The organism is Tardiphaga sp. GW822-FHT04G09 (assembly GCF_058800725.1).
Map to the genome: position 1 here is coordinate 40,534 of NZ_JBXAMO010000014.1, position 18,917 is coordinate 59,450.

At 63.9% G+C, this 18,917-nt stretch carries 22 protein-coding genes; 6 read left to right on the top strand and 16 right to left on the bottom strand.

The features are described 5' to 3' along the window. Positions 1–57: 57 nt before the first annotated feature. From AC1RLZ_RS21345 to AC1RLZ_RS21390, 10 genes are all read right to left on the bottom strand, one after another. Positions 58–1,197, bottom strand: coding sequence for an OpgC family protein (locus AC1RLZ_RS21345; RefSeq protein ID WP_371425723.1), 1,140 nt, complete (start codon positions 1,195–1,197; stop codon positions 58–60). Positions 1,198–1,245: 48 nt separating this feature from the next. Beyond that, a complete protein-coding gene (locus AC1RLZ_RS21350) occupies positions 1,246–1,614 on the bottom strand; it encodes a hypothetical protein (RefSeq protein ID WP_371425721.1) in 369 nt (122 codons plus the stop codon). Further along, the gene (locus tag AC1RLZ_RS21355; RefSeq protein WP_493190258.1) at positions 1,611–4,826 is read right to left on the bottom strand and encodes an efflux RND transporter permease subunit; all 3,216 of its coding nucleotides are present in this window, start codon (positions 4,824–4,826) and stop codon (positions 1,611–1,613) included. Before AC1RLZ_RS21355 ends, AC1RLZ_RS21350 begins: the two co-directional genes overlap by 4 nt. A 96-nt stretch (positions 4,827–4,922) precedes the next feature. After that, the gene (gene ihpB / locus AC1RLZ_RS21360; protein ID WP_493190259.1) at positions 4,923–5,879 is read right to left on the bottom strand and encodes a divalent metal ion exporter adaptor subunit IhpB; all 957 of its coding nucleotides are present in this window, start codon (positions 5,877–5,879) and stop codon (positions 4,923–4,925) included. Beyond that, positions 5,876–7,150, bottom strand: coding sequence for a divalent metal ion exporter subunit IhpA (ihpA, locus tag AC1RLZ_RS21365; protein WP_371425715.1), 1,275 nt, complete (start codon positions 7,148–7,150; stop codon positions 5,876–5,878). Before ihpA ends, ihpB begins: the two co-directional genes overlap by 4 nt. A 56-nt stretch (positions 7,151–7,206) precedes the next feature. Beyond that, a complete protein-coding gene (locus AC1RLZ_RS21370; RefSeq protein WP_371425714.1) occupies positions 7,207–7,647 on the bottom strand; it encodes a hypothetical protein in 441 nt (146 codons plus the stop codon). A gap of 456 nt (positions 7,648–8,103) precedes the next feature. Next, complete coding sequence (locus AC1RLZ_RS21375) at positions 8,104–8,973, bottom strand: RpnC/YadD family protein (RefSeq protein ID WP_371425712.1); 870 nt, start codon at positions 8,971–8,973, stop codon at positions 8,104–8,106. 177 nt (positions 8,974–9,150) lie between these two features. Continuing rightward, positions 9,151–9,405 carry a hypothetical protein gene (locus AC1RLZ_RS21380; protein WP_371425710.1) on the bottom strand — a complete coding sequence of 85 codons (255 nt, stop codon included), beginning with the start codon at positions 9,403–9,405 and terminating at the stop codon, positions 9,151–9,153. 143 nt (positions 9,406–9,548) lie between these two features. Continuing rightward, complete coding sequence (locus tag AC1RLZ_RS21385; RefSeq protein ID WP_371425708.1) at positions 9,549–10,127, bottom strand: cytochrome b; 579 nt, start codon at positions 10,125–10,127, stop codon at positions 9,549–9,551. A 47-nt stretch (positions 10,128–10,174) separates the two neighbouring features. Next, positions 10,175–10,489: a ferritin family protein gene (locus AC1RLZ_RS21390; RefSeq protein WP_371425706.1), complete on the bottom strand. Its 315-nt coding sequence runs from the start codon at positions 10,487–10,489 to the stop codon at positions 10,175–10,177. 93 nt (positions 10,490–10,582) lie between these two features. Here AC1RLZ_RS21390 and mbfA point away from each other — a divergent pair, with 93 nt between their 5' ends. Further along, complete coding sequence (mbfA, locus tag AC1RLZ_RS21395; RefSeq protein ID WP_371425704.1) at positions 10,583–11,554, top strand: iron exporter MbfA; 972 nt, start codon at positions 10,583–10,585, stop codon at positions 11,552–11,554. Positions 11,555–11,636: 82 nt separating this feature from the next. Beyond that, positions 11,637–12,233, top strand: coding sequence for a phosphatase PAP2 family protein (locus AC1RLZ_RS21400; protein WP_371425702.1), 597 nt, complete (start codon positions 11,637–11,639; stop codon positions 12,231–12,233). A gap of 72 nt (positions 12,234–12,305) precedes the next feature. Here AC1RLZ_RS21400 and AC1RLZ_RS21405 read toward each other — a convergent pair whose 3' ends face one another. Then, the gene (locus AC1RLZ_RS21405; RefSeq protein ID WP_371425700.1) at positions 12,306–13,238 is read right to left on the bottom strand and encodes a hypothetical protein; all 933 of its coding nucleotides are present in this window, start codon (positions 13,236–13,238) and stop codon (positions 12,306–12,308) included. Between the two features lie 320 nt (positions 13,239–13,558). Between AC1RLZ_RS21405 and AC1RLZ_RS21410 the strand changes: the two genes are divergently transcribed. After that, on the top strand, positions 13,559–13,888 hold the full coding sequence (locus tag AC1RLZ_RS21410; RefSeq protein ID WP_371425698.1) for a PilZ domain-containing protein: 330 nt from the start codon (positions 13,559–13,561) through the stop codon (positions 13,886–13,888). Positions 13,889–13,907: 19 nt separating this feature from the next. On the opposite strand, the gene AC1RLZ_RS21415 is transcribed toward AC1RLZ_RS21410, so the two are convergent. From AC1RLZ_RS21415 to AC1RLZ_RS21425, 3 genes are all read right to left on the bottom strand, one after another. Continuing rightward, positions 13,908–15,257 (bottom strand): ATP-binding protein, encoded by a 1,350-nt coding sequence (locus AC1RLZ_RS21415; protein ID WP_493190260.1) that lies wholly within the window; start codon positions 15,255–15,257, stop codon positions 13,908–13,910. Beyond that, positions 15,251–15,913, bottom strand: a complete 663-nt coding sequence (locus tag AC1RLZ_RS21420; RefSeq protein WP_371425694.1) for a response regulator transcription factor — start codon at positions 15,911–15,913, stop codon at positions 15,251–15,253. The genes AC1RLZ_RS21415 and AC1RLZ_RS21420 overlap by 7 nt, the downstream gene beginning before the upstream one ends. A 62-nt stretch (positions 15,914–15,975) precedes the next feature. Then, positions 15,976–16,311 carry a PepSY domain-containing protein gene (locus tag AC1RLZ_RS21425; RefSeq protein WP_371425692.1) on the bottom strand — a complete coding sequence of 112 codons (336 nt, stop codon included), beginning with the start codon at positions 16,309–16,311 and terminating at the stop codon, positions 15,976–15,978. A gap of 184 nt (positions 16,312–16,495) precedes the next feature. Between AC1RLZ_RS21425 and AC1RLZ_RS21430 the strand changes: the two genes are divergently transcribed. The 3 genes from AC1RLZ_RS21430 to AC1RLZ_RS21440 are packed head-to-tail and all read left to right on the top strand — an operon-like array spanning position 16,496 to position 17,969. After that, positions 16,496–16,717 carry a hypothetical protein gene (locus AC1RLZ_RS21430; RefSeq protein WP_493190261.1) on the top strand — a complete coding sequence of 74 codons (222 nt, stop codon included), beginning with the start codon at positions 16,496–16,498 and terminating at the stop codon, positions 16,715–16,717. 35 nt (positions 16,718–16,752) lie between these two features. Next, complete coding sequence (locus AC1RLZ_RS21435; protein WP_371425688.1) at positions 16,753–17,169, top strand: histidine kinase; 417 nt, start codon at positions 16,753–16,755, stop codon at positions 17,167–17,169. A gap of 41 nt (positions 17,170–17,210) precedes the next feature. Continuing rightward, entirely contained in the window at positions 17,211–17,969 is a 759-nt protein-coding gene (locus AC1RLZ_RS21440) for a COG4705 family protein (protein WP_371425686.1), read from the top strand. A 151-nt stretch (positions 17,970–18,120) separates the two neighbouring features. Here the strand turns inward: AC1RLZ_RS21440 and AC1RLZ_RS21445 are convergent, their stop codons facing one another. Both AC1RLZ_RS21445 and AC1RLZ_RS21450 read right to left on the bottom strand, forming a co-directional pair. Further along, positions 18,121–18,387 carry a hypothetical protein gene (locus AC1RLZ_RS21445; RefSeq protein ID WP_371425684.1) on the bottom strand — a complete coding sequence of 89 codons (267 nt, stop codon included), beginning with the start codon at positions 18,385–18,387 and terminating at the stop codon, positions 18,121–18,123. 149 nt (positions 18,388–18,536) lie between these two features. Further along, positions 18,537–18,827, bottom strand: coding sequence for a hypothetical protein (locus AC1RLZ_RS21450; RefSeq protein WP_371425682.1), 291 nt, complete (start codon positions 18,825–18,827; stop codon positions 18,537–18,539). Between the last annotated feature and the right edge of the window lie 90 nt (positions 18,828–18,917).

The following is an 18,917-nucleotide window of genomic DNA, read 5'->3' on the forward strand; positions in this document are numbered from 1 at the left end:
CAGCAGTCGCCGCTGCTTGAGCGGAGCATCGATCCGCGGTTGAGATCGCCATATCCGTCATCTCGCGATCGCGGGACGCGCCTTGTTTTCTTTCGACCACTTCCGAAGGTAGGCCACGGCGACCATCGCGCAGATGCCCGCCGCGCTCACGACGAATTGGGATCTGACGGATCCATCGACGAGGTCGAGCGCGAAATACGCGACGGCCGCGAAGAACGTTCCCGCGCAGAAGACTTCAAGGGAATGCTGGCCGCTGACGATCAACGGCCGCCAGACAGGCCAGGCCAGCGCCGGCGCGTTTTCTGGAACGATGCGCGCGACGATGATCGCCAAGGCCAGGAAATGGGCGATGCGGTAAGGTGCGAGGTTGGTCTTGTCGTTCGTCGGGAAAAGGAGGTGCAGCTTCTCCGGCAGCAGCCAACCATTTCCGGTGAGTGGCGCAAGCATCACGATCGCCGAGAGAACGACGACGACAAGAGCTAGTGGCAGCACGATGCCCGAGCGCAGCGTCCGATCCAATGTGCCGCGATCGACCACCGCACACCATGCTCCGATCACGAACAGAAGTTGCCAGGCGAACGGATTGAAATACCAGTATCCGGACGGGTACCCCGGAAGATTCCAGCCGAATGACCGGGCCACCGCGTAGAGGACGACCGAGCCCGCCAAGGTGACGCCCGGTGCCTTGGTCAGCAGCCAGAGCACAAGGGGAAAAGGGGCCATCAGAGCGATGTACAGCGGCAGGACGTCCAGGTTGAGGGGGCGGTATTCGAGCAGCAGACCGTGCTTCAGAAATTCGACCGGATCGGCGATCAGGCTGCGGATGTTGTATTCGTCGAGCAGATGGGCGTGGCCGTAGCGTTGCGCGACGTAGCCGACCGCCACCACGTAGAAGACGAAGAGAAGCACGTACGCGACGTAGATCTGCCAGACCCGGCCGAGGATACCTGCCGCTGCTGCAAGCGGCCCCTTTGCTCGCAACGTCTTCGAATACACGAACGCGACCGTGAACCCCGATACGAAGACGAACAACTCCGCCGCGTCGCTGAACCCGTAGTTCCGCATGGTGAGCCACGCGACCACGTTGTTTGGCACGTGATCCAGGAAGATCGCCCAATTGGCCATGCCGCGGAACAGATCGAGACGCAGATCCCGTCCCGTGCCGCCTGATTTCGTTGCGTCGTTCATGATGTCCATCCGGAGCGCCGTCGATGCCGCCGCTCCCTCGGTTGTCGAGTTTCCGTCTCAGTTCTTGAACTTCGCCTGGCCGGACTTGCCGTCGGCGGTCTTCAGGGTGACGGTGACGGCGGACCCGGTCGCGATGTCCTTCTTAGCGTCGCCTTTAAGCGCGTTGCCTTCGGCGACGAGCGGAAGGGTCTCGCGGTCGCTGCCGGCGGTCAGCAGCGCCGTTCCCGAGAACCCCGCCGTCGATACCGGCTTCTTGGCTTCGTCGAACACGTTGAACGTGACCGTCCTGCCCTTGGCGACCATTTCGACTTCGACGCCGGCGACGTCCTCCATCGGTCCGCCGTTCGGGCCCTTTTCATGTGCGTGCTGCGCGATTGCAGGGGCGGCGAACAGCAGCGCGGTCGCGACGAGCAGTATCCTCTTCATGTAGTGGTCTCCTTCTGTGGCGTGACAGGCACCGCCTCGACTTCGGCAGGCGAAGATTCCCGGCGGAACAGGATGTAGAGCGCCGGAAGAACGAGAAGCGTCAGGATGGTCGATGAGATGATCCCGCCGATAACGACGGTCGCCAACGGACGTTGCACCTCCGCGCCGGCACCGGTGGCGATGGCCATCGGAACGAAGCCGAGCGAGGCGACGAGCGCCGTCATCAGGACCGGCCGCAGCCGGGTCAGCGCCCCTTCATGGACAGCCTCCATGATGGTCTTGCCTTCATGGCGCAGCCGCTCGATGAAGGTGATGATCACCAGACCGTTGAGCACGGCGACGCCCGAGAGCGCGATGAAGCCGATACCCGCGCTGATCGACAGAGGGATTCCCCGCAGGACCAGCGCGAAAATGCCGCCGGTCAGCGCGAGCGGCACTCCGCTGAAGACGAGGAACGCGTCTGCGGCCGATCCTAGGCTGATGAACAACAGCAGCAGGATCAGAAGCAGCGCGATCGGGACCACGATCGTGAGCCGCTGCGTCGCCGAGACGAGCTGCTCGAACTGGCCACCCCAGCCGATCCAATAACCCGCAGGCAGCTTCACCTTCTGAGCGATCTGGCTCTGGGCATCCGTCACGAACGATCCGAGATCCCTGCCACGAACGTTGGCGGACACGACGATACGCCGCTTGCCGTCCTCGCGGCTGATCTGGTTCGGACCCGGCGACACGGAAATCTCCGCGAGCTCCGACAACGGCGCGTAGCGCATCTGGTTGAGCGGCGAAGTACCGAGAACGGCTGGCTGGACCTTCGCTTGACCATCGACGGGCGGCAGCGGGATCGGAAGCGACTTCATAGCCTCGATGTCGGAGCGCCTGTCCTCCGGAAGACGGACGACGAGATCGAAGCGACGATCGCCTTCGAAGACGAGACCGGCGCTCTTACCGCCGACCGCGATCTCGACGAGGCTCTGCACGTCCGTGACGCTGATGCCAAGGCGGGCCAGAGCCTTGCGGTCGAGCTTCACGGTCAGCACCGGCAGGCCGGCGACCTGTTCGGTCTTCACGTCGGCGGCCCCCGGAACGGCCTGGAGCACCGTCTGCACCTGGCCAGCCACTTGCGCCAGCACCTCCAGATCGTCTCCGAAGATCTTCACGCCGACGTCGCTCCGAACGCCCGAGATCAGTTCGTTGAAGCGCAGCTGGATGGGCTGCGATAGTTCGTAGCTGCTGCCGGCGACCTCTCCGGAGGCCTCCTCGATCGACTTCACGACGTCCGACTTCGGCTTCTTCGGGTCCGGCCACTGGTCACGCGGCTTCAGCATCACGTAACCGTCCGAGATCGACGGAGGCATCGGATCGGTGGCGACCTCCGCGGTGCCGGTGCGAGCGAAGCTCTCCTTCACCTCCGGTATCTGAAGCAGGCGCTTCTCGAGGGCCTGCTGCATCTCCAGCGACTGGGTGAGGCTCGTTCCGGGGATGCGGATCGCTTGGATGGCGACGTCGCCCTCGTCCAGGCTGGGAATGAACTCACCGCCCATGCGCGACGCCGCATACCCGCTTGCGACCATCAGCACGACGGCCACCACGGCCACCACGGCACGGAAGCGGATGGCGAGGTCAAGCATCGGCACGTAGGACCGATGCGCCAGCCGCATGAACCAATTCTCTTTCTCCGACACCTTGCCCGTTACCATCAGAGCGACGGCGGCAGGAACGAAGGTCATCGAAAGTATGCTCGCGCCCAGAAGCGCGATCAGGACCGTCAGCGCCATCGGCGTGAACATCTTGCCCTCGACGCCCGTCAGCGTCAGGACCGGGAGGTAGACAACCGCTATGATCAGAGTGCCGAACAGGCTCGGTTTGATCACCTCGCGCGAGCCGGCGATGATCGTCTCGAAGCGTTCTTCGCGCGTGAGAATCCGCCCGCGTTTCGCCTGTTCGTGGGCGAGCAGGCGCAGGCAGTTCTCGACGATGATGACGGCGCCGTCGATGATGATGCCGAAGTCGATGGCGCCCAGGCTCATCAGGTTGGCGCTGACCTTGTTCTCGAACATCCCGGTGATCGTGAAAAGCATGGCCAAGGGAATGACCAACGCCGTCGCGATCGCCGCCTTGAAGTTGCCGAGGATGAGAAACAGGATGACGACGACCAGCAGGGCGCCTTCGACGAGGTTCTTCTCGACGGTCGCGATGGTGGCGTCGACGAGATGCGTCCGGTCGTAGATCGCCCGCACGGAGACGCCCTCGGGCAGCGACTTCGCGATCTGCTCCAGCTTGGCGGCGACGCGCTGCGCAACCGTCCGGCTGTTCTCGCCGATCAGGAGCATCGCGGTTCCCATGACCATTTCGCTGCCGTTCAGCGTGGCCGCCCCGGTACGCAGATCCTTGCCTTCCTTGACCTCGGCCACGTCGACGATCCGGACGGGCACGCCGCTGCGGGAGCCGATCACGATCTGCCTGATATCGTCGAGGTTCGCGACCTGACCCGGGGTGCGGACGAGGTATTGTTCGCCGTTCTTCTCGATGTAGCCCGCGCCGACGTTGGCGTTGTTCGCCGCCAGCGCCGCCATCACGTCGCGGAAGCTGAGGCGGTATGCCATCAGCTTGCTGGTGTCCGGAAGCACGTGGAATTGCTTCTCGAAGCCGCCGATCGTGTTCACCTCGTTCACGCCGGTGACGTTCCGGAGCTGCGGTTTGATGATCCAGTCCTGCACCGTCCGCAAATCCGTCGGGCTGAACGGCTGGCCCTCGGCATTCTTCGTGCCCGGCTTGGCTTCGACCCTGTAGAGATAGATCTCGCCTAGGCCCGTCGAAACCGGCCCCATCGCCGTCTCGATTCCGGTCGGAAGAACGTCTTTCACCCGCTGCACCCGCTCGTTGACGAGCTGCCGCGCGAAGTAGATGTCGATTCCGTCCTTGAAGACGATCGTCACCTGACTGAGGCCGTAGCGGGACAGCGAGCGGGTGTTGACCAGATTCGGCAGGCCGCCCATCGCCGTCTCGATGGGGAAGGTGATGCGCTGCTCGACTTCGAGCGGCGAATAGCCCGGCGCGTTGGTGTTGATCTGCACCTGGACGTTCGTGATGTCGGGGACGGCGTCGATCGGAAGCCTGCTGAAATTCCAGGCGCCGAACGCGGCCATGAGCAGGACGCAGATCATCACCAGCCACCGCTGACGGACCGAAAAGGCTAGGATGGCATCGATCATAGCGGGGCTCCGGAAACGAAATGCCGCCGGTCCCCGCCGGCGGAGAGCAGAGGCTGAAATGCGAGGTCGCGCTGCGTCGACGCGCTGAGGCGGGGCTTAGTGCTCATGACCGGCGCTGCCCTTTCCGAGTTCCGCCTTCACGATGAAGCTGTTCTTGGCGGCGTACTTGTCGCCCTCCAGAAGGCCGAACACGATCTCCACGTTTTCAGGATCGCGGGCGCCGATCTCGACGTCCCGAGCTTCGAACTTGTTACCGTTCCGGACGAAAACGACGTTCCGACTCTCCACCGACTGGATCGCAGCCGCCTTCACGGCCACCGGGACCTTCTTTGCGGACAAGATCAGTCGGGCCGACACGAACAATCCCGTACGCAGACGGAGGCCTTCGTTCTGCACGACTGCACGCACCAGCGCGCTCTGGGTGTCGCTGCTTCCGACCGGCGAGACGTAGGAGATCTTGGACTCGATCGGCTTTCCCCCGTCGCCGACGTCGATGACGACGGGATCGCCCAGCTTCACGCGCGACAGGTCGCGGCGGTAGACGGACAAGTCGACCCAGACGGTCGAGATGTCCGCGACGATGAAGGAAGGCTTCTGCTCGGAAGCGTACTCTCCGAGCGAAATCTGGCGGTCGATCACCGTTCCGGAGATCGGAGCGCGCATTTCGTACGTCGTAAGGCTCTGGTTGCTCTCGATCTTGGCGAGAAGTTCGCCTTTCTCGACCGGATCGCCGATGCGCTTCTTGATCTCCCGGACGACGCCGGGAAAGCGCGGCGTGACCTGTACCAGCATTTCCTGATTGGGCTGGATGATGCCGTTGAGAACGATCGAGTCGTTCAGCGTCGCCTGCGAAGCGGAAAGTATCTCGATGTTTGAAGACGCGACCTTCGCGTCCGCCATTTCGACGACGCCTTCCTCCTCATGTCCCTTCTCTTCTTGCTTGGATTCCTTCGCCGCCGGCTCGGACGGTTTTTGCGGCGAGGCGGCATATACGCCGGCTCCGACGGCGAAGGCGGCGAGTGCGCCGACGATCATGACGACAGGCTTCTTCATCGTGCGCTCTCCCGCGCCAGTGCGAATGGATTGCCGACGAGACCTTCGATGATCGCGACGGCGACGTGGAAGTTCTGCTGGGCCTCCTGCTCGCGCAGGCGTGCCTGGGCGACGCTGGCCTGGGCGTCGAGGACCTCAAGCAGCGTGAAACGGCCCTGGCCGTATCCTTCGAAGATGGCGTCGGACGCCTGACGCGACTTCGGAATCGCCGACTCCCTGAGGATGGCCAGTTCGCGCAGCGATCCCTGCAGGGTGTCGTAGGCCCGCCCCGCCAGCACAATCAGCGTGTTGCGGTTGGTCTCCCGTTCGGCACGCGTCTTCGCGAGACTTTCCTGCGCCGAAAGGATGTTGCCCTGGTTCTGATCGAACACCGGGATCGCGACCGTGACGCCCAGCCGGACGGCATCGTCGCCGGTGTCATTGAAATGCCGCCACCCTGCGTTGACGCGGACGTCCGGATATGGACGAAGCCTGGCGATCAGAAGTTCGGCGTTGCGCTGGGCATACACGGCCGTCCAGCGCACCAATTGCGGATTGGCGTCGATCGCCGCAATCACGGCGCCGAAGGACGGCGGGCGCCCTGTGGCATCGAGACGGCCGGAGACGGCCGAAAATTTCGGCGCCGCATCACCCATCAAGACGGCCAGTTCCCGTCGCAAAGTGGCGAGAAGCGACCGAACGCGTTCGCGGTCAGCTTTGACCAGTGCCGACGCCACTTCGGCACGACCGATCTCGGCGACCGACGAGGCCCCCGCGTCCACACGCCGCTGCAGAAGGGGCGTAATCCGGTCGATTTCGGCTATCTGCTCGTCGAGGATCTGGATCCGGCGCTGCGCGCCGAGCACGTTGAGGAACGCGCCGGCGGTTTCCGCGAGCACTTCCAGTCGGATGGCCTTGCGCTGGATCGATGCCGTCTCGACGCCCGCCTGCCCGGCTGCGATGCGAGCGTCGCGCTTGCCGAACAGCTCGAAAAGCTGGCTGATCTGCAACGTCGTCTCGGCAGAACGCGTCCCGGTGAAATGACCGGAACCGAACGAGTTGTCCTGTTCATAGGACAGTTCCGGATTGATGAGCGCGCCGGCCTGGATACGTTGGCCGGAGGCGATGCCCACGTCTCGCTCGGCGGCGGTCAGCCGTGGGCTGGTGGCCAGCGCACGCTGCAGCGCGGTCTTCAGCGTGATGGTCTGCGAATGCGACACGCTCGTCAGCCAAGGGCTGATCAGCAATGCCGACGCGCACGCGATGAGCGTGGCGGCGCTTCTAATGGACATGAAATGGAACCTGAAGAACGGCCGAGTCTAGGCGCTCGCGCGCCCGGCGAATGCGTTCAGGTCAGGATCCTGGGTGGCGGGGTGTCCAGTCGCGATCGGCCCGCGATCAACACGGATGCGACCGCAACGACTGGTTCGGCAGGCAGGGCGGACGGTACGGCGGCGACGGAGGGCGCCGGCATCACGGCGGAAACGCAAGTCGGGCAATGATCGCACATTGCGATGCTGCTTTTTTCCCCGTTGTCAGTAGTGTCGGAGACGTTCTCGATCGCGAAGCTCGAAGCGACCGCCTGATCGAAGCACGCGATGTTGTGTGCGATCCCTACGAAAAGGTAGACGAACGCAAGCATCGCCAGCAACGAGCGGCGTATACCGCGCGGTTGCTTAACCTTGGATGCTTGATCGATCGAACGTCCCATTTTGGCTGCATAGCAGATCGCAAAACCGAACACTATCACAAAACGGCGGATTTTCGTGACGTTCCGGCTGGCAAGCACGACGTTAGTCTGCTGTTTGCTACACCTGCATGACCGCACTCGAGCAGGTCGTGCACGCTGCCAGACGCCGATAGGGCCGCAGTCCAGGCGCCGAAAGTTATGTCTTGAAGCCATGCGTGCTCCGCAAAGTATCCCCTGCGCGCCGTACCGACCGTCTCTATCATCGGCCCCAAAAACCCGCCTCGATGGCCGAGCACACCGACATCAATCGCATCGTAGGGCGAATTGGTCATCCTGAAGGGCAATTCGGTCAGGTCGACGAGCGCCGCTGGCCGGCGGCTTGTAGCCACGACCTCCTTTGGGTCACTGGGTCCGTGAGCATCTCATCATCGGCCATACGCTAGAAGTGCAGCTTCCTTCCGGTTTCCAGGTCTCCACCATCCTGAATCGTGGTCTCGCAAGAGGCCAGCATCTGCTTCACCGGTTAGCTGCCGGGATGCTGGGTTGTTCGGATGACTAGAGTTTGGGGCCGATTGACCGCGGCGCGATCGCGGCCAGGATGTCGACTACGGAAGTCGCCATCGTGCTTCGGTCGAACGCTTCTTGGAGCGCCTCCATCGACAGCTGTTCGAGCTGCTGCGGCAGATCGTCCGGGACCTGGCCGGCGAACCTCGCTCGCAGCGAGCGGATGATGAGTTCGACGGCGGTCTCCCGTCGCGCTCGATCGATGATCGGGCGAACGAGGGTGCTGTCTTCGAGATCGACCGAGATACCCATTTTATCCATCTCCGCTTGAACGAACGCGCCTATGTGGCGCAGGTCCGAGAACACGCTCAACATGGCGACGCCGTCCGGACGATCGGCGGCCGGGGCCGCCACGATCCTTTCCAGGACCTTCTTTATCACGTGCGGTCGGTTCCCGTCACGGCACAACACCGCGAAGGTTACGTCGCCGAGGTTCTCGCTGGCGAGCAGCGGTTCGGGATCGATGTCGCGGGCGTCCACAAAATCTGGTTTGAACCAGAGGTTCTGTTCGTCGATCGGGCCGCGGGGCTTCCACGATCTGGTTCCGACGTAGAGGATTGTTTGGTGGACGCTCAATCCCATGAGGTCGTTTTGGGAGCTGGCCCAGATGCGGATGTCCGCCGAATATCTCAGCATGCGGTCCGTCATCGTCGTGTCTGGGCTGGTCTGAAGCTCGACATGAGCCAGGAGCGGTCGCTTACGGGGCTGCTTCACCACGGCGAGGAAATCCGCCGTCCTCTTCCGCATGCTTGGAAATTCGGGCGAGAGTTCGCGATAGGCGCCGGGCATGCCCAGCGCGCCGAGAATGCGCGAGTTGCCGCGCTTCAGCACCGCCTTCAGCGAGATGTCGTACCTGCCCATCGTGCTCTCCTGGCTTAGGCATACCGTCTGGGACGGCAAGTCCAAAATGGCCCCTTGAAGCCGACCGACCGCAGCGGCTGCGATTCTCTGCCGGTGCATGGGATGCCGCGGAGCCATCATTTCCAGAAGCACTATCAGCGACCGGATCGGACCGGCAGCGCTGATGCGGACCCATGGTCACCGTTGCATGCCCAGTGCCGGCGCACCCTGAAGATCCGGCTTCGGCAATGCGGGAGCCGGCGCGACTTGCCTCCTGGCGCCGAGAAAAGTGGAGCGATCCCGGTTCTTGAATCCGCCGGAACGCTTGCCGTACTCGCGGTCGTCACGATAGCCGCGCTCGAGGTCGGGCCCGAACCGCTTTTCCAGCGCCTCCGAACGGCAGGAACAGATGCCCACTAATAATAATAGGATCGATAGCGTCGTAGACTTCATTCGAACTACCAACTTGTGAGACGAATCTCGGCGGCCCATCGATCCCAGCCTGGACGCAACCATCGATGTCGTCGGGGGCAAGTGGCCGGTGTGCGCCCGAACCGAAAACTGCGGTCGAACGCCTCGAACGCTCGGCCCGCCGATTACTTCGGGAAGTCACGGTCGACGTACGACACCGGTAGCATGCGTCGCAAGACATCGTCCCGACGGACGATCGCATGGAACATTGCGGCACCGACGTGGACCCCGATGGCGATCAGCAACGCCCATCCGGCGGCCGAGTGCCACCCGCCGACCAGCCGGCCGATCGGCGACCCAGGAGCGGTGAGCGCCGGCAATGGCATCGAGGCAAACAACGAGATCGGCCATCCGCGAAACGACGCGAAGAACCACCCCGTCATGGTCGTGACGAAGACCGATGCGTAGAGCAGCCAGTGCACGCATTCCGACGCCACGCGTTGCCACCGGGGAAGCCCGACTGCCGCCGAGACCGGGTGCGACAGTCGCCACGCGAACCGCAGAACGATCAGCAGCAGTATCGACAGTCCGATGGAAAGATGGATGCCCATCGCCGCACCTGGCCTTTCGCCCTGCCGGATGTCGGGCATCAACCACCCTATCGGAAACTGCACCATGAGCAGGAGCACGATGGCCCAGTGGAAGACTTTGGCCGTGGTTCCATAGGCGGAAATAGTGGCTTTGAAGAAAGGCGATTTCGGCATCTCGTTTCCGGACTGTGATGGACGGATCGACGTGGCGACGACGGATTTCAAGTCCCCTTCTTTTCGGCGGCTTCCGCGGCTTCGACGATGTCGCCGTCGGTAAAAAGGATGCCCATCAGCATCTTCCGCCACACCGGCTTTCGTCTCAGCAGAAACTCGAGATCCATTCCGAAGTGCTTGAACTCCTCCTTCTGGGCATTCTCCATGATGGCGCGCGCCTCCTTGTCCTGCTCGAGCGAGATCCGCTGCTCATACCAACCGATCGCCTCGGCCTCCTCGACGAGCCCGGTGATCATGCGCGCAAAGGTGTGCGTCTTCGGGGAAAGTTCGGCGGCGGGCTCATGGTATTGCTGGGTGGCCATCTTTTCATCTCCGTAGCGTCGACCGGGTTGATCCGGCGCGGAGCGGACCTTATACACTGTTTAGAATAGTTCTAAACTGAAATCGGTGTCCCTTTGAAAAATTTCAACGATTTGTCGGAGCGCGAAATCCTGGCCGTGGCCATCTCAGCCGAGGAGGAGGACGGTCGCATCTACATGAGCTTTGCCGAGGATCTGGGCGAGCGTTATCCGGATTCAGCCAAGCTGTTCCAAAAGATGGCGAATGAGGAAAAGACCCACCGGCATTTGCTTCTCGAAACCTACGAACGGAATTTCGGCGAAAATCTTCCGCCCATCCGGCGCAGCGACGTCAAAGGATTTCTGCGGCGGCGACCCGTGTGGCTGACGAAGAATCTGACGCTCGACACGATCCGCAAGGAAGCGGAAATCATGGAGTTCGAAGCGCAACGCTTCTATTCGAAAGCCGCGGAGCAGGCGACGAACGTCGGCGTCCGCAAGCTTCTCGGCGATCTGGCGGAGGCCGAAAGGGCGCACGGCGATCTGGCGACAAGACTTTCCGACACGCTGCTCACGACGGACGCACGGGACGAGGAAGACAAGACTCGCCAGCGCATGTTCGTCCTGCAATACGTCCAGCCGGGTTTGGCAGGGCTTATGGACGGCTCGGTCTCGACGTTGGCGCCGTTGTTCGCCGCCGCGTTCGCCACTCATCAGAACTGGCAGACGTTCCTGGTAGGTCTCGCAGCGTCTATCGGGGCCGGAATCAGCATGGGATTCGCGGAAGCGCTTTCCGATGACGGCTCGCTCACCGGGCGGGGATCGCCATGGCTCCGGGGCGGCATCTGCGGGCTGATGACCACGCTGGGCGGCCTGGGGCATACCATTCCCTATCTCGTGCCGGACTCTTGGCAGAACGCCTTCTGGATCGCGACGGCGATCGCCGGCGTGGTCGTCTTCATCGAGCTGTGGGCGATCGCCTACATTCGTGCGCGCTACATGGACACGCCGTTCCTGCAGGCGGTCTTCCAGATCGTGCTCGGCGGCGCGATCGTCCTCGCCGTCGGGATCTTGATCGGCGCCGCCTGATCCGAGCCGGCGCGCGCGGCCGACGCTAAGTCGCGGCTAAGAAGGTCCCGTCATCGATAGCGACATCCAATTCGGAGCGACGATGTTTCAAGGCGTGGATGACCGACTGTTTTTCGCGCTCGCGGCTTCGTCGGCGACGAGCCAACGAGCCTTGGGCTTTGCGATCTTCGTGGCTCGGTGGGCCATCTCGTTCGGACCGTTGGCGCTCGCCGCGCTCTGGATATTCGGATCGCGCATCGAGCGGCGCGCCACCGTGCTGGCGGGAGCGTCCGCGCTCCTGGCCGTCTCGGTCGCCGGAGCGATCTCGACTCTGTGGATGCATGCCCGCCCGTTCGTGGCGTTCGGGATGCCGAACATCCTCGATCACGCACCGGACAGCTCCTTCCCGAGCGACCATGGCGCCGTGCTGTTCGCGCTCGGCTTCGGGCTCTGCATCCTGCCGTCGGTGGCGGGGCGGCGCGCGGGCCTCTCTGCGCTCGCTCTCGGAGTCGCGGTGGGCTGGTCGCGCATCTTCCTGGCGGCGCATTATCCTTCGGACATCGTGGGAGCCGCCGTCGTGGCGGCCGCATCGTCGTGCGTGATGGCCGTGCCGGCGGTGCGAAGCGTCTGCGACCACCTCACGCTATGGGGCGAGCATCTCTTCGGCTGGTCGATCGCGAGCAATCGCGAGCCGTCATGACGTCCGGATCTGACATCGATCCGAAGGTCGGGCGGATGGGCGACTTAAGGCGCGCGCGACGGCGACGGGTTCTCAAGACCGGCAAGATCCTTTTCGGCTATCCGAATTTCCGTGTGGAATCCGCACCTCCGCGCCAGTCCTTGAAGACCGGTCCGAAAGCGGCGAGGCCAAGCCGAAACCAGGGACCTCGCTACGCAGGGGAATCTCACCCCTGATCGGAGAAGGGGTGGCGTGAGCCCGTCCCGTCGCGGCGGCGCGTGAGGTCGCGAAACCTCCGGTTCCGTCCGATCGCGCCCAGCGGCGCGCCCCCCGATGTCCTGCATGGACCGCTGACAGTCCTCGCGACAACTGGCTCCACGACGACCACACATGCCTCCGCGCGATCCTTGCAGGTCGCGGGAGGGTGACGCGGTCGCCGGAGGCGAGAAGCACCGAGATGCGCTCACCGGAAGCCGGCAGTCGTTCGGAAAGGACCATCGCCCGACGGGCGATCGCCAAGGCCGCGGCCGCGTGGACGCTCGACCCGTAGCGGGGAGCGAACTTCACAAGACCGATGAGAGAGGTATAGGCGGGATCGACCAGGACGAGCTTGACCGACCTGCGGACGCAGACGCGCGACAGCGCCTGCAGGAAACTTGTATAGGCGAACGAGGACAGCATGCGTGCGCCCTTCTTGCCCGTCGCAGTCTCCAGTTCGGCGCGCTTGCGCTTGAAGTCGAGCTTCTCTGCGGCCACCGGGACGCCCAATTGGAGCGCGAGCGCCGCGATATCGGAGGCTGCCTTGCGGATCATATCCAGCCGCTGGGCCTTGGTCTTGCCGTAGGTGACGAGATCGATGCGCCGCTTCAAGACCGGCCTGCCCGGCGCGTCCTTCAGCGTCGTCAGCGGATTGCCGGTGGCGTCGGTCAGCGACAGCGCGACGTGGTCGGCATTGAGATCGACGCCCAGGCATCCGCCTGAGAAGTCCGTCCCGGAAGGATCGGCGAACTCCTGTCGCAGCATCACAGATACAAACCACGCCCCGTCCGCATGCCGGAGGAAGCGGTACGACAGCGGTTTCTTCCTGCGCAGCGCCTCGCGGATCTCTGCTCCGCCGTGTTCGAACCAGAGGCCGCTGAAAAATGCCGAGCGAATAATATGACCGCTTTTGCTAACTTCATCTTCGGCCAGATTCCGAGCGTCTCGGGCAGGCGAAGCTCGAGATCGAACCTGCCGTCGTCGCGCGTGGTGATGCGCGCGAACTGGTTACCCGCCAACGCCCGAGCATCACCCTCGATGAAGAATTGCGCGCTCCGGACCGCCCGCCACTCTCTTAGCCAGTCCTTGTGGTCGTCGAAGCCGTTGGCTTCGAGGTGATGTTGGGCGTTGAAGCGCTTTCTCGTCCCGAAACAGATGCGCGGGTCGTCGACGCGCCTTCTCGCCGCGGCCAGCTGGCTCCGCAGGATAGCCTACTTTCCGATGGTGCAGCGATCGATTGCGTCGTGCGGAACCTTTCGGAGACCGGCGCCGCGCTGGCCGTCGAAACACCGGTCGGCATACCGCCGAGGTTCTCCCTCCTCGTCGATTCGGACGGCATCAAACGGGCGAGCCGCATCGTGTGGCGAAATCAGCTGCGCATTGGCGTGAAGTTCGACGACGGCGACGGACGGTCCTGAAGCGACGGTCGCACGCCCTTCAAGCCCTGCCTGGACCGGCAGGTCCGGGGCGCCGGTCGGCGAGCGGCAATGTCACGCGGACCGTGAGGCCGCTTCCCGTTCGATCGACCGCATTGTCGAGTTCGATTGTGCCGCCGTGACTTTCCACGATACGGCGGACGATCGACAGACCAAGTCCGGTGCCGTCGCCGCTGGGCCGGCCCCCGCGGAAGAACGGCTCGAATATGCGTTCCATGTCCTGTCTCGAAATGCCTGGCCCGCTATCCACGATCCGCAGCACCGCGACGCCGTTTCCGCTCTGCAGGCTCACGTCGATGGTGCCGCCCTCGGGCGTGTACCTGATGGCGTTGTCGAGCAGATTGCGCGCCAGCATGGCCAGCGCGAGCGGTTCGGCCCGTAGCGTGGCTGCATCGACGTGCGTGAAACCCAGGTCGATGCCTGACCGCCTAGCCTCCGGAAGGAGATCGGCGACCACCTCCTTGACGATGCGATCCAACGACTGCTCCGGCAGCGCGGCGGACCGCGCCTGGTCGTATCTGGCGAACGCTAGGAGCTGTTCGAGCAGATGAGCCGTCCGGCGGATCCCCGACCGCAGCGTGTCCATCCTTTGCCGGCCGTCGTCGGACAGCATGGACCGGTCGAGGTTGTCGGCCTGCACCGACAAAGCGGTGATCGGACTGCGCAGTTCGTGGGCCGCGTCCGCTATGAACCGTCCTTGCCGGTCGAACATGGTCGCGATGCGGTCGAGCAGGCGGTTGATGGATTCGACGAACGGAAGCAGCTCCTTCGGAATTCCCGCGGTCGGCAGCCGTTCGAGATGGTCGGTCTGCTTGGCATCGAGCGTCTCCGCCAGGCGCGAAAGTGGGCGCAGGCTCCGGTCGACCACGATGCCGATCAGCAGCATCAGTGCGGGGATCAGAATCCCCAGGGGCACGATCGTCCGGAGCGCGCTGTCTTGGGCGACTTCGTCGCGGTTGGCCGTCGGTTGGCCGACGGCCACGCGGGTGCCGTCGCTCCGCGTCCGGACGAAGATGTGCCACTGTTCGCCCGCCCGTGCGACGGTCTGTAGACCTTCGGGGAGATCGGACGGCAGGCGGGGATGCCTTGCACCGGGCGCTGCTTCGTCCGGACGCGGCGTTAGTTCGTCGACGACGAGCCTCGCCTCTTCGTCGACGCCCGTATCGCCGGGGTGGTCGGTCAGACGGTTCTTAGCCGCCAGCGAAGCGACCTGCAGCAGCACGGAGTCTTGCAGTTCGATCGCTTCGTCGAAGGCCCATCGGAAGGCGAGGTAGCCCGCCGCAAGGCCGGTACCGACGATGAAGACGGTCAGTCCCGCGAAAAGTCGCCCCCGCAGCGATGAGATCAACATGCCCGGTCCACCATCCAGCCGACGCCCCTGACGTTGCGGATCGCGGCGGCACCCAATTTCTTGCGGATCGCGTGGATCAGGAATTCGACGGCGTTGCTTTCGACCTCCTCGTTCCAACCGTAGATGTGGCGTTCCAGGTCGACGCGCGACAGGATCGTTCCGGGCCGCAGCAGCAGCGCCTGCAACAGCGCGAACTCCCTCGCCGTCAGTCGGGACGTCTCGCCCGCGTGCACCACTTCGTGAGTGGAGGGATCGAGGCTGATCGCGCCGTTGCTCAGAACTGCGGTTGCTCCGCTCCCCTGCCGTCGAAGTATCGCCCGCATGCGGGCGAGCAGCTCCCTCATCTCGAACGGCTTCACGATGTAGTCGTCCGCCCCGAGGTCGAGCCCCATGATGCGGTCGTCGATCGCGTCCCGCGCCGTCACGATGATCACCGGCAGACGACGTCCCGTCTTTCGGAAACGCCGCAGGACCTCGGTGCCTTCGGGAGGTGGAAGTCCCAGATCGAGCAGCGCGAGATCGTAGGTCTCGGCGTCCGCCGCTTCGAGACCGCTCTCGCCGTCCGTGACCCAATCCACGGCGTATGAGGCGTCTCTGAGCGCCTGCGCGACGGCCGCACCGATCATCCGGTCGTCTTCGATCAATAGAATGCGCATGTCGAGCCTTCGAGGCGACCGACGGCGATCCGCCGCCGGTCTGGGTTGCAACCTATCGGGCCTCAATCGGCCTTGTCACCTTCGTCGTCGGAATCCGCGACATCCTTCGTCGATGCGACCACGGTACCGGCGTCCGCATCGATCTTCACGTCGAAGACGCCACGGTCGGCGGCGACCTCGACGTCGTAGGTCCACCGGCCGTCCTTGCCCTTTTCGAATTCCGCGCGGATCGCCTTTCCGCCCGCATGTTTTTCGGCGGCCGCTACCGCCGCTCCCATCGATGTCCTGGCTTGAGGCGCATTGGAAGCGTCGTTGGACGCCTTTCGGGCGTCTTCGGCGAGAGCGGCCGCGGAAGTCATGACGGCGGCGACGCAAACGATCATCTTCAGCTTGTTCATCTGTCTTCTCCAAAAAGCCCCGCGCTCCATCTGACCCACTCGACTTAGCGACACCTTAGCCTTGGGCCCGCAGAGGGCGCACGGCCCTGCACATTCGGATCTTCCTCTAAGTCGTAGCTAAGTCGGCGGCCCCAAAAGCAAGGCAGAGCGCACGGACACCGACGGCGCCGCAAAAGGGCACGACATGGATTTCCTCGGAGAACACACCGTACTTTGCCGCAGCAAGGTCCCGGAGGTCACGCTCGCCTTCTGGGTGATCAAGATCATGTCGACGACGGTCGGCGAGACCGGTGCCGACTATCTGGCGGTCCATGCCGGCCTCGGCACCGCCCTGACCGACGGCGTCATCGCACTCGTCGCGCTGCTCACCGTGCGCGACCGCACGAAGACGAACCTCCGGGCATGAGCCCTTCACACGATCCTTCCAGACGGAGACCCGACATGTCGATCAGAAAGTCTTTCCATCGCTCTGTAGCAGTACTTCTACTCGCGACGAGCGCGCCGGCCGGCGCGCTCGTCGCGCCGTTCGTTGCCGGTCCCGCTCGGGCGCAGACGCCGGAGCAGCCCTCGAAGCTCGGAAACCTGGCACCGTTCCGGATCATCGCGGCCGACGGCAGGGCTCTGCTGGACAAGGCCGATCTCGCCGGCGCGAAGGCGCGCCTCAAGGATCTCGAAACGGCTTGGGACGAGGCCGAAGCGGGGTTGAAGCCCCGCGCCGCCGCGGACTGGCACGTGCTCGACAAGGCGATCGACCGAGCCCTCACCGCGGTCAGGGCCGAGTCGCCGGACTCCGGCGCATGCAGGTCCGCCGTCGACGAAGTGGTCGCGACGATCGATCGCTTGGCCGGCAAAACCTGAGCGACCCGGCCTCGAGACCTCATTGAAGGAAGAAGCACATCATGCAAGACCGATACGACGACGCCTCCAGCAAGCTTCCGGCCGTCACGCTGGGCTTCTGGATCATCAAGATCGCGGCGACGACGCTCGGGGAGACCGGCGGCGACGCGGTCACGATGTCGATGAACCTCGGCTACCTCGTCGGCACCGCTATCTTTGCGAGCTTGTTCATCGCCGCCGTGGCGGCCCAGATCGGCGTCAAGAGGTACCACCCGTTCCTCTATTGGGCGGTTATCGTGGCCACCACGACGGCGGGCACGACGCTGGCCGACTACGTCGACCGCTCGCTGGGCATCGGCTATCTCGGCGGCAGCTCGCTGCTCCTTGCACTCCTGCTCCTATCGCTCGCGGTCTGGTACAGGACCCTCGGCACGGTGTCGGTGGAAAGCGTCGTCACGCCGAAGGCCGAGGCGTTCTATTGGACGACCATCATGTTCTCGCAGACCCTCGGCACCGCGCTAGGCGACTGGATGGCCGACTCCACGGGACTGGGATACGGCGGCGGAGCATTGGTCTTCGGAGCGGCGCTGGTCGCGGTCGTGGCGGCCTACTACAGGACGAACGTCTCGCGCACGATGCTGTTCTGGGCAGCGTTCATCCTGACGCGTCCGCTCGGCGCGACGGTCGGCGACTTCCTGGACAAGCCCCTCGCCGACGGCGGCCTCGCCCTCAGCCGATATGCGGCGACCGCGGTGTTGGCCGCGTTCATGGTCGCGTGCATCGCGCTGCTCCCCAAGCGCGCGGGGCGGCATCCCGCCTGAGTGTTCGACGGAGCGTTCGCGACAGGCCGGTTGCTGTCTTCCGGCTTCCCTCCCACCCGCGGCATCCTGCTGCGAGAAGCCGGCGATCCGGAAAGCGCGCCGGGGCACGCGTCTTCTCGCGTGAACCAACGCAGAGGCTCGGCGGTCGAACTCAGTCGGCGAACCCACCGGATGCGTCCAAGGAAGCGGCGACCCCACGCTGGGCCGTCGACGAGCAGGGCCGCCGCACCGAAAAATTGCATTCGCGCTTCGGGATGGTCGCGAGCAGCTCGAAGGTCCAGGCCGCGCCGCCGACGACGATGAGGATCCAGGCGAACGCGGCGGCGTTCAACATCATCCTGCGCGCGTGGTCGTCGTCGCTCGCCGGCACCGGCGCCGGCTTTCGGGGAAAGGGAATGATGTTGCTCGGCCGGTCCATGGCTGATCGATCCGCTGCACCGACATTAACCGCGGACAGGCTTGCGCGGCAATTGAGACGGTGAGGCGTCGGGGTCGTCACCGATCAAAGATGCCGGGCTCGACGAGACGGTGACGAGTAGGCGTTCCGGCATTCTCAGTTTGCCCGCCCTACGCGATTGGTAGCTTTCTCCTGAGCACGCCCTCTTCGATCTCATCGTTTCCGAACAGGAATTCGATCCGTTCGCTCTCCAGATATTGGCGGATCGCCTGCAAGACATCGCGGCGTCGCTGATCCGGTCTCCCGGGTGCATCTGTCTCGATCTTGGACATGGTGCGCCGCGAAACCTTCGGCGTCAGACTTTCCCCTAGCCCTGTCTGCGAAATATTCAAAAGTCCCCGCGCGGCGCGGATCATGGCCGCGGATATAAGTGGTTCGGGAGGTGGCGTGGTGTCTGTCATGCGACTGTTCTAGGAGGGATCGTTAAGGTTAGCAAGCTTTATCATTCCCATTTTGAGAAGAATAAGTTGACGACGGCGGCTTGGCGAGGC

Coding starts and splice junctions, on each gene's coding strand:
- AC1RLZ_RS21355 (WP_493190258.1), bottom strand. CDS start 4,826: ATGATCGATGCCATCCTAGCCTTTTCGGTCCGTCAGCGGTGGCTGGTG.
- AC1RLZ_RS21385 (WP_371425708.1), bottom strand. CDS start 10,127: ATGCCGAAATCGCCTTTCTTCAAAGCCACTATTTCCGCCTATGGAACC.
- AC1RLZ_RS21450 (WP_371425682.1), bottom strand. CDS start 18,827: ATGACAGACACCACGCCACCTCCCGAACCACTTATATCCGCGGCCATG.
- AC1RLZ_RS21420 (WP_371425694.1), bottom strand. CDS start 15,913: ATGCGCATTCTATTGATCGAAGACGACCGGATGATCGGTGCGGCCGTC.
- ihpA (WP_371425715.1), bottom strand. CDS start 7,150: ATGTCCATTAGAAGCGCCGCCACGCTCATCGCGTGCGCGTCGGCATTG.
- AC1RLZ_RS21435 (WP_371425688.1), top strand. CDS start 16,753: ATGTCGATCAGAAAGTCTTTCCATCGCTCTGTAGCAGTACTTCTACTC.
- AC1RLZ_RS21425 (WP_371425692.1), bottom strand. CDS start 16,311: ATGAACAAGCTGAAGATGATCGTTTGCGTCGCCGCCGTCATGACTTCC.
- AC1RLZ_RS21390 (WP_371425706.1), bottom strand. CDS start 10,489: ATGGCCACCCAGCAATACCATGAGCCCGCCGCCGAACTTTCCCCGAAG.
- AC1RLZ_RS21440 (WP_371425686.1), top strand. CDS start 17,211: ATGCAAGACCGATACGACGACGCCTCCAGCAAGCTTCCGGCCGTCACG.
- AC1RLZ_RS21445 (WP_371425684.1), bottom strand. CDS start 18,387: ATGGACCGGCCGAGCAACATCATTCCCTTTCCCCGAAAGCCGGCGCCG.
- ihpB (WP_493190259.1), bottom strand. CDS start 5,879: ATGAAGAAGCCTGTCGTCATGATCGTCGGCGCACTCGCCGCCTTCGCC.
- AC1RLZ_RS21345 (WP_371425723.1), bottom strand. CDS start 1,197: ATGGACATCATGAACGACGCAACGAAATCAGGCGGCACGGGACGGGAT.
- AC1RLZ_RS21400 (WP_371425702.1), top strand. CDS start 11,637: ATGTTTCAAGGCGTGGATGACCGACTGTTTTTCGCGCTCGCGGCTTCG.
- AC1RLZ_RS21415 (WP_493190260.1), bottom strand. CDS start 15,257: ATGTTGATCTCATCGCTGCGGGGGCGACTTTTCGCGGGACTGACCGTC.
- AC1RLZ_RS21430 (WP_493190261.1), top strand. CDS start 16,496: ATGGATTTCCTCGGAGAACACACCGTACTTTGCCGCAGCAAGGTCCCG.
- AC1RLZ_RS21350 (WP_371425721.1), bottom strand. CDS start 1,614: ATGAAGAGGATACTGCTCGTCGCGACCGCGCTGCTGTTCGCCGCCCCT.
- AC1RLZ_RS21380 (WP_371425710.1), bottom strand. CDS start 9,405: ATGAAGTCTACGACGCTATCGATCCTATTATTATTAGTGGGCATCTGT.
- AC1RLZ_RS21375 (WP_371425712.1), bottom strand. CDS start 8,973: ATGGGCAGGTACGACATCTCGCTGAAGGCGGTGCTGAAGCGCGGCAAC.